This is a genomic window from Pseudochelatococcus sp. B33 (assembly GCF_053570585.1).
Window position 1 is genome coordinate 36542 of the sequence record NZ_JBSEFH010000021.1, and the last position, 13137, is coordinate 49678.

Below are 13137 nucleotides of genomic sequence, written 5' to 3' on the forward strand. Positions count from 1 at the left end.
GGAAGGCATCGACAAGAGTGGAGAGAGCGATGGCCGACGTGGTAAATTTGGCAGCTAAGCTCGCTACCTTCGACCAGCACTGGTCCCCGCGCACCGTGGCAACCTTCAACGGTCATGATGTCATGGTGGTCAAGGTAGAGGGGGAGTTCAAATGGCATTCTCATCCCGATACCGACGACTTTTTCCTTGTTCTGCAGGGTGAAATTGACATTCAGCTTCGTGACAGCATCGTCACGTTGAAGGCAGGCGAAATGTTCGTGGTGCCAAAGGGAGTCGAGCATTGCCCGATCGCGCGCAAGGAGGCACACCTCCTGCTGATCGAACCTACGGGCACACCGAACACGGGCGATGCTGCCACCGCTGCGAAGCGTGAACTCATCTAGCCCCATGGGTCCGCAAAAGGCCCGAAGGGATCGCCTTCCGCAGTGCCGGTTCTTTCTTCTCGCTCATAGCGCAGCGGCAGCAGGCGGGACAGTAGCGGTCGATGATCCACCAGGAGTTCAATAAAGCCACCCATCATCCCCCAGCAGCCGGCCGCCCCAGGCCAAAGCGGCCCCGGAGTACCGGGGCAGCCGCAACGCAGAACCTTTCGGGCCGCTGGGTGCCAAAATAAATATATTATGCTTACATTACTACCGAACTTAAAAGTAAATTAACTGGATATTGTGCCATCATTCGTGCAAATCGAAAGTACAGTTCCGCCTGCTGCACCGGCCGCGGCGGACAAAAAAGGGCGAAAATATGACCGGGCGGGACCATTTCGTAGCAGTTTCTTCCGGCAGCAGTTATCCCGTCCCGGTGCCGTTGTGACCGACGCGGCCCCGGCGGCGGCCTCCCGCTATCCGCAGGGAGCGGCGGCGCTCGCGCCGATCATCACCGGCGCACTCATGCTGCAGGTGGCCGGCACCGCCATCCACACCTACGTCCCCCTCCACATGGCGCTGGCGGAGCAGGCGCCCTTCATGATCGGCCTCGTGGGCGCTGCCTACTCGGGGGGGTTCCTGGTCGGCTGCTTCACCATCCCCGCGCTGATCCGCCGCGTGGGCCACATTCGTGCCTTCGCGGCTTTCGCGGCCGTGCAGGCAGCGGCGACAGTGTGCCTCGCGCTCACGCCGGTCGATCTGTGGATCGTGCTGCGGTTTGTGGTGGGAGCCGTCTCGGCGGGCCATTTCGTGTGCATCGAAAGCTGGATCAGCGGCCAGGCGGAACCCGCCAAGCGCGGGCGCATATTCGGCCTTTACCAGATGCTGAACCGGCTGGCGCTGATCCTTGCACAAGTCGCCGTCGGCTATCTGGCGCTGCGGATGGAGAGCATGTTCATGCTGGCGAGCATGGCCCTCTCGCTGGCGTTGGTGCCGGTGGCGCTGACGAAGGCGCGCAGCCCCGATACACCGCCGCTTGTCTCCGTCGATCTCGGCGCGCTATGGCGCGATGCGCCAACGGCGGTAGGCGGTTGCCTCTACGTGGGCCTCATCGGCGGGGCGCTGGCATATGTGGCGCCCGCATACGGCATCATGATCGGGCTCGACAGGGAAGGCGCCATCCTGCTGACCGCGGCTTCGCAGGTGGGCGCGCTTGCTATGCAATGGCCGATGGGCCTGTTCGCCGACCGGGTGGATACGCGCAATGTCATGCTCGCTTCCGTAAGTCTCGCCCTCGCGGCATCGGCTGCCATGCTGTGGGCCGTGCATGAGGACGCATCCCATCTATTGTGGCTGATGATCGGCCTGTTCATGCTTGTGGGCGCAGGCAGCATGCCGATCTACGCGGTTTCCGTCATCCACGCCTACCGGCACATCGAACAGGATCAGGCGGTGTCTCTCTCTGCTGGGCTGCTTTTCCTGTGGGCGGTCGGCTCCAGCGCCGGACCGCTGCTGGCGAGCGCACTGATGCAGGTTGCGGGCCCGCACGGCCTGCTCGGCTATATCGTCGGGTTGTCGGCGCTGATGCTGGCTTTCCTGGGATATCGCATCGCCAGAAAGACATCGCCTGGCCGCCCCCCGGCCGAAGGCGGCATGAACGCGGAAACACTGCCGGATGTCGGGCCGCGACATTGACCCGGCCATCATCAAAGCCCCTTCGCCGGACCAAAGTCAGGCTCCTGCTCTGGGTTGACCGTTGACAGACACGCAGAAACCGGATTGGTCCACCCTGAACCTCACAAACTCCTGATCATGCCGCCGTCAACCCGCATGACCGATCCCGTAATGTAAGCCGCTGCCGGACTTGCCAGAAAGGTCACAAGCGCCGCGAACTCCCGGGGATCGCCATAGCGGGCGACCGGGATGGTCGCCCTTGATTGCTGACGAACAGCTTCAATGTCTATGTTTTCCCTGCTTGCTCGCGCCTGATCCAGCTCTTCGACGCGGTCGGTGCCGATCCGCCCGGGCGCGATGCAATTGACCGTAATTCCGAGGGGCGCAACCTCGGCGGCAAGCGTCTTGGCCCAGCCGACCAGCGCGAGCCGGATGGTGTTGGACACGCCGAGATTGGGGATGGGCTGCACGACCCCGGACGAGACCACGATCAGAATTCTACCGAAGCGGCGCTCTTTCATCCCGGGCAACAGCGCACGGACCAGCCGCACCCCGCTGAGGAACATAGTTTCAAACTGGGCCAGCCACTCATCATCGCTGACCTGAGACACCTCGCCCGGCTTCGGTCCGCCGGTGTTGATCACCAGGATATCGGTCTGTCCCGCCTCGGCTGCGAGCGCTTCGATATCGCTGGATGAACCCAGGTCACACCGGAACGGCGTGATGTGATCGGGAGCGGAAGCCTGCAGCTCGGCAAGCCGTTTGGCGCTGCGCGCGGCGGCGACAACGGCAACCCCCTCCGAAGCCAGAGACTGGGCGATCGCCATGCCAAGCCCGCGCGAGGCACCGGTCACCACCGCTTTCCGTTTCGCCAGTTCCAGATCCATCGGATGTTCCTTCGCTTCAGTCGGGAGTCGCGCATCGAGATAGCGCGCGTGCGCGGAACTCCGTCGAATTCGACGCCTATCCGGATCGTTAGATGATTCCCATGATATTTACAAATCGAATTTTATCATGCTTTAATATCGGAAAAGGAGATCGATGTGAACTTGGATGCGCTGCTCAGCTTCGTTCAGGTTACAGAGACCGGCAGCTTCAGTCTCGCTGCGCAGCGCCTGCATGTGACCCAGTCCACGATCAGCAACCGGATCCAGGCGCTCGAGGACGATCTGGGCTGTGTCTTGTTCCTGCGCGGACGTGGCGGGGCGTCGCTGACCGCGGAAGGCCAGAAGCTGCGGGCGGATGCCGGCGAGCTCATCAGCCTTTGGAATGCGGCGCGCCGAAGGGTCGCGCTGCCCCCGGGGCTCAGCGAGAGCTTCCGGCTTGGCACACCGACTACGTTCGACAACGATATGAGCACCCGGCTTGTGATCTGGCTCCGGCAGGCTCTGCCGGATACGGCGCTTCACATCGAGGCGGGCAGTTCCGGCTTTCTGCTCGACGCGGTCGCGTCGCGGTCGCTGGATGCCGCGATCATGTTCCTGCCAGCGCATCGACCCGGCCTCGTGATCGAGGAGCTGTATCAGGAAGAACTCGTTCTTGTGGCCTCTGTCAGAATGCGCGGCGAATGGCGCGACAATTTCATCGATGTGACCTGGGGAGAGGAATTCGCACGGGAGTTCTCGCGGGCTTTCCCGTCTTTTCCCGCGCCCTCGCTGTCGGTCGGTCTGGGCGTTCTTGGCGCGCAATACCTGACCGCGCTGAACGGCGCGGCCTACCTCACCCGCGCACAGGCGCGAAGCCTGACGGCAATGAGGGAGGCCCGCCTCGTGCCGGACGTTCCGACATTTCGCCGACTCGTCTATCTGGCTCATGCCCGGAAGAGCCGGAACCCGGAACTGCTTACGCAGGCTCTTGATGGCATACGTCAGATCGCACGCAGAACGGATCCTGCAGCAGCTGCGACCAATCCCCTCTGAACCCGCAAAGGATATACCCTTGCTCTACGACATAGTTTTGCACGGCGGCAGCATCATCGACGGCAGCCGGGCCCCCGCCCGTGTCGCGGACCTTGCCATTCGCAATGGACGCATCGCAGAGATCGGAGACATTGCCGGCACCAATGCAAAAACGGTTATCGACGCAACGGGGTTTGTGGTAGCGCCGGGCTTTATCGACGTCCACACCCATGACGACAGCGCCCTGATGAGTCCGACAGGCATGGTCGCAAAAACCAGCCAAGGCGTCACGACCGTGATCGTCGGTAATTGCGGGATCAGTGTTGCGCCGCTGCGGCTCGACGATACCCCGCCCGCGCCGCTGACCCTGGTGGGCGGCCAGGAGAATTTCCGGTTCGACACTTTCGCCGACTATTTCAGCGAACTCGAGACGCTTGGCATCATGACCAATGCTGCCGCACTTGTCGGTCACACCACCCTGCGCCGCCGGTGCATGCCGGTGCTGGACCGAGCGGCCAATGCGGAAGAAACCGCCGAGATGGTGCTCCAGGTCACGCTTGCGATGAAGGCAGGCGCAATTGGTGTTTCGACCGGACTTGACTACGCGGCGGCGCTGCCGTCCTCGACTGATGAGGTGAAGGCACTGTCGCGTGCTGCAGCCGATTTCGGCGGGCTCTACGTCACCCATACGCGCAATTACTTCGAGCAGCTCGAAGAGGCGATCGAGGAGGCCATCGAAATTGCAGGGGAGACTTCGGCGAAACTGGTCATTTCTCATCATCAGGCGACGGGGCGCGACAATTTCGGCAAAGCCGCGCCGACGCTGGCCCGCATCGACGAGGCGCGCCGCGAACTGGATATCGGGGTGGATTGCTATCCCTATGCCGCCTCATCCACCGTTCTGAAGACCCAGCGCTGCGACAAAGGTGTGCCGATCCTGATCACCTGGTCGAGCCCCCATCCCGAACTCGCCAACCATTATCTTGCCGATATCGCGCGGGACTGGAACTGCACCGAAGCCGAAGCTGCCGAGCGCCTGCTGCCCGCCGGGGCCGTCTATTTCCAGCTGGACGAGGCCGATGTCCGCAGCGTGCTGTCGCATCCCCGCACGATGATCGGCTCAGACGGGCTGCCGCATGACAATCATCCGCATCCCCGACTGTGGGGCACGTTTCCAAGAGTTCTGGGCCATTATGCCCGCGATCTCGGCCTGTTTCCGCTGGAAACTGCGGTGCACCAGATGACGGGCCTGCCGGCTGCAGAGTTCGGCATTGAGGATCGCGGGCTGCTGAAACCGGGGTACTTCGCGGATGTCGTGATGTTTGATCCCGCGACGGTGCTGGACCGTGCCACCTATGAAAACCCCACCCTTCCCTCGCAAGGGATCGAGCTGGTGCTGGTGAACGGCGTCCCTGTGTGGTCGGAAGGCGCTCCGAGCGGAGCAAGGCCGGGCAAGGTTTTGCGCCGGTCTGTGAACCACGCCGCAAGCTCCGCCATGCGGTGCTGCAACTGCGGAGGCTGACCGCGCTTCAGGGGGCCGGCGCCAGGCCGGCCCTCTATGGTCACCGGCCGGTTGTCAGCCGCCAGCGCGTTCGGGAAACTCACATTGATAGAGGCGGCGGGTTTCTTCGGTGGGTGGGTAGAAGCCGGGAAGCGGCCGGCCTGCCAGGACCTTGTCGCGGATCCAGGCGTCAAAGATCTCTTGGCCCGGACCGACCGAAGCGATTTCTTCGAGATAGGCCGCCGGAACCACCACTGCCCCGTCGTCATCGGCGACGATGTAGTCCCCGGGGAAGACCGCCACGCCGCCGCAGGCCACCGGCGTCTGCCATTCCACGAAGGTCATCGTCGCGGACGAGGGGGGCGCCGCGCGCCCCTGGCACCAGGTCGCGAGGCCGAGTTCGGCGATCAGGCTGCCGTCACGCACCGCCCCGTCGGTGACCAGGCCCTCGACCCCGCGGGTTTTCATCCGTGACGAGAAAACATCGCCGAGGATGCCGGCTTCGGCCTGACGCATGGCATCGACGACCACCATTACGCCTTCCGGCATTTCCTCGATGGCGCTGCGTGGGGACACCGGGGCAGACCAGCGCGACGGGGTGGAGATATCCTCGCGCGACGGGATGAATCGCATGGTGAAGGCCGGTCCCGCCTTGCGCCCCTGGCCGATCGCCAGGGGGGCGACATCGCGGAGCCAGACGTTGCGTACACCGTGTTCGAACAGCATCGTGGTAATTGTCGCCGTCGAAACCTGACAAAGCGCTTCGGCTATTTTTGTTGTCTCAGTCATCTGCATTCTCTGGGACATTCGTCGTCTGCCATCGATCCGGCCGAGGGTCCCTGCAAGCGGGCCGGCGGCAGGTCATACAACCACAGCGAAGGATACATGTATATATTCAACTCGCATGAGAATGTATTTTATTGACATGATTATTCATTCTGTGCAGTCATGGGACTGGGCCATTGGCGCCCTGAAGTAAGACGGATTACGACATTGTCCCCCTCCCCCATCCTCCCGCTGCCCCACCTTCTGCTCGTCCCACCCTATGCGGCGGCCGAAAAGCCGCAAGACGATGGAACTCCGAAAGTAATTCTGTCGCAAAACGAGCTGCCGACGGCTCCGAGCCCCAAGGCAGTCGAGGCGGCAGCGACGGCCCTCCTTGAGGCAAACCGCTACCCGGACAGCGACTGTACGGAGCTGGGCGACGTGATTGCGGCGCATCACGGCCTGCAAGCGGAACGCATCCTTTGCTCTCCCGGCTCCATGGAGCTTTTGGGGATACTGACACGCAGCTACGCCGGCCCGGGCGGCGAAGTGATCATAACCGAACACGGCTATGGTTACTTTCGCACAGTGATCCAGCTCGCCGGCGCCACCGCAGTCATCGCGCCTGAGACATCGCTGCGCGCCGATGTGGACGCGATTCTTGCATGTGTCACTGACAAGACGCGGATGGTCCTTCTGGCCAATCCCAACAATCCGACGGGCACATGCCTTCCCTGGGCCGAAATATGCCGCCTCCATGCCAATCTGCCACAAAATGTGCTGTTGGCTCTGGATGCCGCCTATGCGGAGTTCGTAGATGATCCTTCGTTCCAGGCCGGGTCGCAGCTGGTCGACGGGAGCGTCAATACGGTGATGATCCGAACCTTCTCGAAGATCTATGGCCTGGCCGGCATGCGTGTCGGCTGGGGCTATTTCCCCGCTGATGTCGCGAATCTGCTGCGCCGCGTTATTCCGCCTTCAAGTGTTTCGATGCCGGCACAGGCGGCCGCCATTGCGGCCTTGTCGGACAAGGATCATCTGAGGAAAACGCGAGAGGCGGTCGTCTCACAGCGGCAAAGGCTGACGCTTGCCTTGCAGGAACTGGGGCTGCATCCGGTGCCGAGTGAAACCAATTTCATCCTGGCGGAACTGCCCTCCGCGCGGCGTGCAAAGGAGGCCTATGAGTTTCTGAAGTCGCGCCAGATCTTCCTGCGCCCCGTCCTGTCTGCAGGGCTGCCACAACATCTGCGGATCACCATCGGCAGTCCCGGGGAGGTCAGCCTCCTGATTGCCGGTCTGGCAGAATTTCTGAGCCGGCAGACCGAGGATCCCGCCTCGCAGGATGCCGCAAAACTAGGCGCCGCGCACAGGCACTGCGCAGAGGACAAGATTGCACAAAATATGTGTTGAAATACAATAATGGCATCTCTACGCTCGAATGGAAGGACCGAAGGATTCCGCAAAACGACCGCTCCACCAGGGCAACGAACCCCACATCGACAGATGTGCTCGTGGATCTCGAACTCCTCGATATAACCGCAGACGATCAGTAACCGGGACGCAGATGACGGGACATTTCACAGAAGCAGATGTCATTGTGGTGGGCGGCGGGATTGCCGGGGCTGGTTGCGCCTGCAGCCTAGCCCCGGATCGCCGCGTTCTGCTGCTGGAGCGGGAAGATAATTACGGCTATCACTCGACCGGGCGCTCGGCAGCCAGCTTCACCGAGAACTATGGCACGCCGGTCATCCGCAAGCTGGCAATCGCAAGCCGCGGTTTCCTGGAAGCACCGCCCCCGGGTTTCAGCGACGTACCGTTGATCTGCCCCCGCGGGATGATCACCATCGCGCGGCACGATCAGCGCGACCTCCTTGACGAGGAGTTCGAGCGCGGTCGCAGGCTGGTTCCGACGCTTGCTCGGATCACGCCCGAGGAGGCTGTCGCAGCATGCGGGGTGCTGCGGCGCGATTACGTCGACAGCGCGTTCATCGAGCCCGGGTCACGCGAGCTTGACGTGAATGCGCTGCACACCGGATTTCTGCGTGCTGCAAGGGCAGCTGGCGCTGAACTGCATTCGGGATGCGAGGTGAAGTCCATCCGGCGGCACGGCGACCGTTGGCTTGTCGAAACGAACAAAATGTCGGCCATTGCGCCGATCATCGTCAACGCCGCCGGAGCCTGGGCAGATATCGTCGCCGAAATGGCGGGCGTTGCCGCCGTCGGGCTGCAACCAAAGAAGCGCACGGCCTTCAATATTGCGGCACCCGAGGGGGCGGACATTCGCGGCTGGCCGCTGGTAAACGATGTCGGCGAAGAATTCTACTTCAAGCGCGACGCGGGGCAGATATTCGTCTCGCCGGGAGATGCGACCCCTTCGGATCCCTGTGATGTATGGGCCGACGACTTTGATATCGCGGTTGGAGTCGAACGGCTGCAGAATGCCACGACGATCGAAGTCCACCGGATCCTTCACAGTTGGGCCGGCCTCAGAACGTTCTCCCCTGACAGCGCGCCCGTTGTGGGCTTCGATCCCGATCACGAGGGTTTTTTCTGGCTCGCCGGCCAGGCCGGCTATGGCATCAAGACCGCCGTGGCATTGTCGGAATGCTGCAGGGAGCTGATCGCGCGCAACCGTCTGCCCGACAGCCTCGCGCAACTGGAACTCGACATGGCCGACATCTCTCCCGCCAGGCTGCGCCCGATCAATATCCCCAAAATGGAGCCTCATTCATGACCATCGAACGCCACGCCAACGGCCAGCGCTTTTGCCGGTCCCTGACGCATAACGGGACGGTCTATCTCGCCGGAATGACCGCCGATGACCTGAGTGCAGATACTACCGGACAGACCGAGCAGATCCTCGCGAAAATTGATCATTTCCTTGCTCTGGCGGGGTCCGACAAGACGAAGGTACTCAGCGCGACGATCTGGCTGCGCGATATTGCGGATTTCGAAATGATGAACGTCGCCTGGGACGCCTGGGTTGACGGCAGCGCGATGCCGGTCCGCGCCACCGTCGAGGCTCGACTTGCCGGGGACGGGTATCGCGTCGAGATCATGGTCATCGCCGCGGCCTGACGCATGGCCGTACGAGAAAAAATAATAAAAATCTCAACCAACAGGGGAACCTCACAATGTTCAGAAGAGAAAACCGCAATACGCGTAAACTGTACCAGCAACTTTCAGACAATACCATCTCGCGACGTGAGTTTGTCCGGCTCGCGGCCTTTCTCGGTGCATCGGCAACTGCGGCTTATGCATTTGCCGGTCTGCCGGCCTATGCCCAGGAAGCGGAGAATCTGCCCTTCCCCAAGCGCAACCCCGACGCAAAGCCGGGGGGCGTGCTGCGCTTCGGGCAGAAGGTCGCCAAGATGGACGATCCGCATACCTATGGCTGGAACGAGATGTCGAACCAGTCTCGCCCGGTCATCGAATATCTGACTCTCGTCGGCCCGGACAACGTCACCCGCGGAATGCTCATCGAAAGCTGGGAGCCCTCGGAAGATCTGAAGACCTGGACCCTCAATGTCCGCAAGGGCGTCAAATGGCACAACGGCGATGATCTGACCGCTGATCATATTGCCTGGAATATCCGCAGATGGACGGACTCAAGCACGGGATCGGCGATCCTCGGGCTTTCGACCTTCAGTGCTCTAGCGGCCGAGACCGGGGAAACGGGTGCGGACGGAAAAGCCGCCCGCAAGGCTCCGGAAGGCGCTATCGAGGTAGTGGACACGCATACGTTGCGCCTCCATCTGAGCAAGCCTGTCCTTTCGCTGCCGGAGGATTGCGGCGACTATCCCTGCCTCGTGATCCATCCCGACTTCAAGGCGCCGTTCTCGGAAAATCCGATCGGCACCGGCCCTTACACCGTCAAGGAACTGAAGGTCGGCGAGCGCTGCGTGCTGACCCGCGTCACCAAAATGACCAACGGAGAGGACTTCACCTATTGGGGCGGCGAGGTCTACCTGGATGAGATCCAATTCCTGAATTACGAACAGGATGCCCAGACCCTGGCACTTGCGTCCGGCACGGTTGACGCCATCTACGAACTGACTGCGGACCAGCTGGAGCTTGCGAAAGCAATCGATGGCGCGCAGATCAGCGTGACCAGTACTGCGGGAACACTGTGCATGCGGATGCAGGTCGACCAGAAGCCTTTCGACGACATCCGTGTACGTCAAGCCATCATCAAGGCAGCGGACAATCCGCAGCTCAACAATCTTGTCTTCCCCGAGGGGGGAACGTCCGGCGACAACTTCCACGTTGCGCCGGTTCACCCCGAATATTTCCCGCTACCGCCGCTGGAGAGGGATGTCGAAGGCGCCCGCGCGCTGCTGGCGGAGGCGGGATATCCCGACGGCCTGGAGCTGACGATCGCCGTCGGCAATACCGACGGTCCCTGGCAGCAGGCCGTTTGCGAGGGGCTGCGGGACCAGCTGGCGGACGCCGGGATCAGACTGTCCGTCAATGTCATGCCTTCGACCAAGTTCTGGGAAGTCTGGATGACAGCGCCCTTCGGTGCGACCTCCTGGGGGCATCGGCCGCTAGCGACCATGGCTCTGGCTCAGGCCTATCGTACCGGCGCACCGTGGAACGAAACCCATTACTCGAACCCGGATTTCGACAAGGCCCTTGATGGCGCGGAGGCAACGGTCGATGTCGAAGAGCGGCGCGCGAAAATGGAAACGGTTCAGCGCATCCTCCGGGACGACGCGCTGATGGTTCAGCCGCTATGGCGGCCGATCTACATTCTCGCCGCCGCAAATGTGCATGATTACCTGCCGCATCCTGCGCGGCAGTCGCAGCTGACCAAGGTCTGGATGAGCTGACCTCGGGGGCGAGCACCGTTCTACGCTCCCGTGACGGTGCCCGGGATCTGCCGCAGCGCCCAACCGCGCTGCGGCAGATCCCGCTGTCAGAAATGCCTCCGACCGGAGCCAGCCTGAGAGACGTTGAATGATCAGAATGATATCGGCCCGCCTGGGGCAGATGCTGCTTATCATGGCAGTCGTGACGCTTGTGCTGTTTGCCATATTCGACAGCGAACAGTTCCGTCGGCAGATCGCTACAGCCGAGCTGGGCGGCTTTGGCGTCGCGACGCTGTCAGAAACGGATTACCGGCTCTGGCTTGAGCAAAAGGGGCTGAATGAGCCCTTCCTCAGCCGCTATGTCGGCTGGGTAGGGAATGTCGTCACCGGCGACCTGGGGCGTTCGATGCAGAAGAATGTCGAGGTCTCGACACTGCTCTCGGAAAGGTTGCAGGCCACCGGGATACTGGCCTTCTTCGTTTTTCTCTTCATGATTCCGATCGCCATGACGCTCGGAGTGCTGGCCGGAATGCGGGAAGGTTCACTCACGGACCGCATCATATCGCTGTTCTCGGTGATAACGACCTCTATCCCGCAGGTGGCGACCGCCGTAATCCTTACGGTTGTGCTGGGATTGGGACTCGGATGGGTGCCAACCAAGTCGTCAATGGCCGGGGGTTTCAGTGCCATTGACCTCGTTCTGCCGGTATTGACCCTGCTGATCTATGATGTCGGCTATGTCTCGCGGATGACGCGGGCCTCAATGGCCGAGGTGATGACTTCCCATTACATCCGCACGGCGCTGCTGAAAGGCATTCCCTATTCGAGAGTCATCATCTTTCATGCATTGCGAAACGCGCTGATCGTCCCTTTTACGTTGATCTTCCTGCAACTGAACTGGCTGCTGTCCCAGGTCGTCGTGATCGAGGTCTTCTTCCAGTACAACGGCTTTGGCCGGATGCTCTATGATGCGACCATGTATGGCGATCTGGAGGTCATTCAGGCTGCGACGCTGGTGGCCGTCGCGGTCGCCGTGATCTCTCAGCTGCTCTCTGACATCGGCTATATCCTGCTAAATCCGCGCGTGAGGTTCAAATGACGTCGATCTTCTCACGGGGCGCGGAGCAACAGCAAAAAGGTCTCCGGTCAATAAGCTTCACGACCTGGACCATCGTCTTGATCGCGCTGATCTATCTGCCGCTGGCCTGCTATGTCATCAGCGGCCCCGCGCTTGGCAAATGGCGTGAGATCGTTTTGCTGCCCGCACTTCCCGCAACGCTTTCACTTTACGTTCTGATGGTCCGGTGCTGGCGGGAATCATGGCTGACGGTGGTCGGGCTGTCGCTTGTGTTCTTCTGGGTCGCGGTGGCGGTCGCTGCCCCTTACCTGCCGCTGCTGGATCCGAACAAGCCGATTGCGCCCTTTGTGCCACCGTTCGGCGAGAAGAACGGCACCTTCTTTCTGCTTGGCGCAGATATGCGGGGACGGGATGTACTGTCGCGAACACTATGGGGCGGCCAGAGAGTGCTGATCTGGGGCCTGACCGCAACCACGGCCGCCTACATGGTCGGCGTATTTCTGGGCCTTGTCGCGGGTTACCTGGGCGGGTGGTGGGATACCTTCGTTTCATTCAGCTGCAATATACTGATTTCGTTCCCGGTCATGATCCTTCTGATCCTGATCCTGAATTTCATCGGGCAAAGCGGCGTTAACATCATTGTGGCCGTCACCATCGCCTCTGCTCCGGGGATCATGCGGATCGTGCGGGGGCTGACCCTTGATGCGAGAACCCGCGACTATGTCCATGCCGCGCAGACACGGGGTGAGAACACCATGCGCATCATGCTGGTCGAAATCCTGCCGAACGTGAGGGGGCCGCTTATTGTCGATGCCTGCCTGCGGCTTGGATATACCACCGTCGCCATCACCACGCTGACCTTTCTCGGGCTGGGATTGCAGCCGCCCGATCCCGACTGGGGGCTGATGATCAAGGAGGCCGCCGCGGTCGCCTTGCTGTGGAAATTCTCCTACATGATGATCATCCCGGCCGCCGCAGTTTCGAGCCTGATCCTCGGTTTCAATCTGGTGGCCGACGGACTCCGCGAAATGAGCCTCAAGGACTGATG

General features: G+C 61.6%; 12 protein-coding genes. 10 read left to right on the top strand and 2 right to left on the bottom strand.

The window, feature by feature from the left end; genetic code table 11:
• Window positions 1-29 precede the first annotated feature (29 nt).
• Both ACUSIJ_RS21305 and ACUSIJ_RS21310 read left to right on the top strand, forming a co-directional pair.
• A complete protein-coding gene (locus ACUSIJ_RS21305; RefSeq protein WP_449310436.1) occupies window positions 30-383 on the top strand; it encodes a cupin domain-containing protein in 354 nt (117 codons plus the stop codon).
• Window positions 384-806: 423 nt separating this feature from the next.
• Window positions 807-2057, top strand: coding sequence for an MFS transporter (locus ACUSIJ_RS21310; protein ID WP_449310437.1), 1251 nt, complete (start codon window positions 807-809; stop codon window positions 2055-2057).
• A gap of 101 nt (window positions 2058-2158) precedes the next feature.
• On the opposite strand, the gene ACUSIJ_RS21315 is transcribed toward ACUSIJ_RS21310, so the two are convergent.
• A complete protein-coding gene (locus ACUSIJ_RS21315) occupies window positions 2159-2923 on the bottom strand; it encodes an SDR family oxidoreductase (protein WP_449310438.1) in 765 nt (254 codons plus the stop codon).
• A gap of 156 nt (window positions 2924-3079) precedes the next feature.
• Between ACUSIJ_RS21315 and ACUSIJ_RS21320 the strand changes: the two genes are divergently transcribed.
• Together ACUSIJ_RS21320 and ACUSIJ_RS21325 are read left to right on the top strand one after the other, a co-directional pair.
• Window positions 3080-3955: a LysR family transcriptional regulator gene (locus tag ACUSIJ_RS21320; protein WP_449310439.1), complete on the top strand. Its 876-nt coding sequence runs from the start codon at window positions 3080-3082 to the stop codon at window positions 3953-3955.
• A gap of 19 nt (window positions 3956-3974) precedes the next feature.
• Window positions 3975-5456, top strand: coding sequence for an N-acyl-D-amino-acid deacylase family protein (locus ACUSIJ_RS21325; protein ID WP_449310440.1), 1482 nt, complete (start codon window positions 3975-3977; stop codon window positions 5454-5456).
• A 54-nt stretch (window positions 5457-5510) separates the two neighbouring features.
• Here ACUSIJ_RS21325 and ACUSIJ_RS21330 read toward each other — a convergent pair whose 3' ends face one another.
• The gene (locus ACUSIJ_RS21330) at window positions 5511-6224 is read right to left on the bottom strand and encodes a ribonuclease activity regulator RraA (protein ID WP_449310441.1); all 714 of its coding nucleotides are present in this window, start codon (window positions 6222-6224) and stop codon (window positions 5511-5513) included.
• A 204-nt stretch (window positions 6225-6428) separates the two neighbouring features.
• Between ACUSIJ_RS21330 and ACUSIJ_RS21335 the strand changes: the two genes are divergently transcribed.
• The 6 genes from ACUSIJ_RS21335 (at window position 6429) to ACUSIJ_RS21360 (ending at window position 13135) form a co-directional block, all read left to right on the top strand.
• Window positions 6429-7610 (top strand): pyridoxal phosphate-dependent aminotransferase, encoded by a 1182-nt coding sequence (locus tag ACUSIJ_RS21335; protein ID WP_449310442.1) that lies wholly within the window; start codon window positions 6429-6431, stop codon window positions 7608-7610.
• A gap of 154 nt (window positions 7611-7764) precedes the next feature.
• Window positions 7765-8934: an NAD(P)/FAD-dependent oxidoreductase gene (locus ACUSIJ_RS21340; RefSeq protein ID WP_449310443.1), complete on the top strand. Its 1170-nt coding sequence runs from the start codon at window positions 7765-7767 to the stop codon at window positions 8932-8934.
• Window positions 8931-9278 carry a RidA family protein gene (locus tag ACUSIJ_RS21345; RefSeq protein ID WP_449310444.1) on the top strand — a complete coding sequence of 116 codons (348 nt, stop codon included), beginning with the start codon at window positions 8931-8933 and terminating at the stop codon, window positions 9276-9278. Before ACUSIJ_RS21340 ends, ACUSIJ_RS21345 begins: the two co-directional genes overlap by 4 nt.
• Window positions 9279-9334: 56 nt before the next feature.
• Window positions 9335-11032, top strand: coding sequence for an ABC transporter substrate-binding protein (locus tag ACUSIJ_RS21350; RefSeq protein WP_449310445.1), 1698 nt, complete (start codon window positions 9335-9337; stop codon window positions 11030-11032).
• A 127-nt stretch (window positions 11033-11159) separates the two neighbouring features.
• A complete protein-coding gene (locus ACUSIJ_RS21355) occupies window positions 11160-12110 on the top strand; it encodes an ABC transporter permease (protein WP_449310446.1) in 951 nt (316 codons plus the stop codon).
• Complete coding sequence (locus ACUSIJ_RS21360; protein WP_449310447.1) at window positions 12107-13135, top strand: ABC transporter permease; 1029 nt, start codon at window positions 12107-12109, stop codon at window positions 13133-13135. The genes ACUSIJ_RS21355 and ACUSIJ_RS21360 overlap by 4 nt, the downstream gene beginning before the upstream one ends.
• Window positions 13136-13137 lie beyond the last annotated feature (2 nt).

Bases quoted from the DNA above. Each gene is read 5' to 3' on its own strand.
- ACUSIJ_RS21340 (WP_449310443.1), top strand. From the start codon at position 7,765: ATGACGGGACATTTCACAGAAGCAGATGTCATTGTGGTGGGCGGCGGG.
- ACUSIJ_RS21315 (WP_449310438.1), bottom strand. From the start codon at position 2,923: ATGGATCTGGAACTGGCGAAACGGAAAGCGGTGGTGACCGGTGCCTCG.
- ACUSIJ_RS21305 (WP_449310436.1), top strand. From the start codon at position 30: ATGGCCGACGTGGTAAATTTGGCAGCTAAGCTCGCTACCTTCGACCAG.
- ACUSIJ_RS21360 (WP_449310447.1), top strand. From the start codon at position 12,107: ATGACGTCGATCTTCTCACGGGGCGCGGAGCAACAGCAAAAAGGTCTC.
- ACUSIJ_RS21330 (WP_449310441.1), bottom strand. From the start codon at position 6,224: ATGACTGAGACAACAAAAATAGCCGAAGCGCTTTGTCAGGTTTCGACG.
- ACUSIJ_RS21350 (WP_449310445.1), top strand. From the start codon at position 9,335: ATGTTCAGAAGAGAAAACCGCAATACGCGTAAACTGTACCAGCAACTT.
- ACUSIJ_RS21355 (WP_449310446.1), top strand. From the start codon at position 11,160: ATGATCAGAATGATATCGGCCCGCCTGGGGCAGATGCTGCTTATCATG.
- ACUSIJ_RS21345 (WP_449310444.1), top strand. From the start codon at position 8,931: ATGACCATCGAACGCCACGCCAACGGCCAGCGCTTTTGCCGGTCCCTG.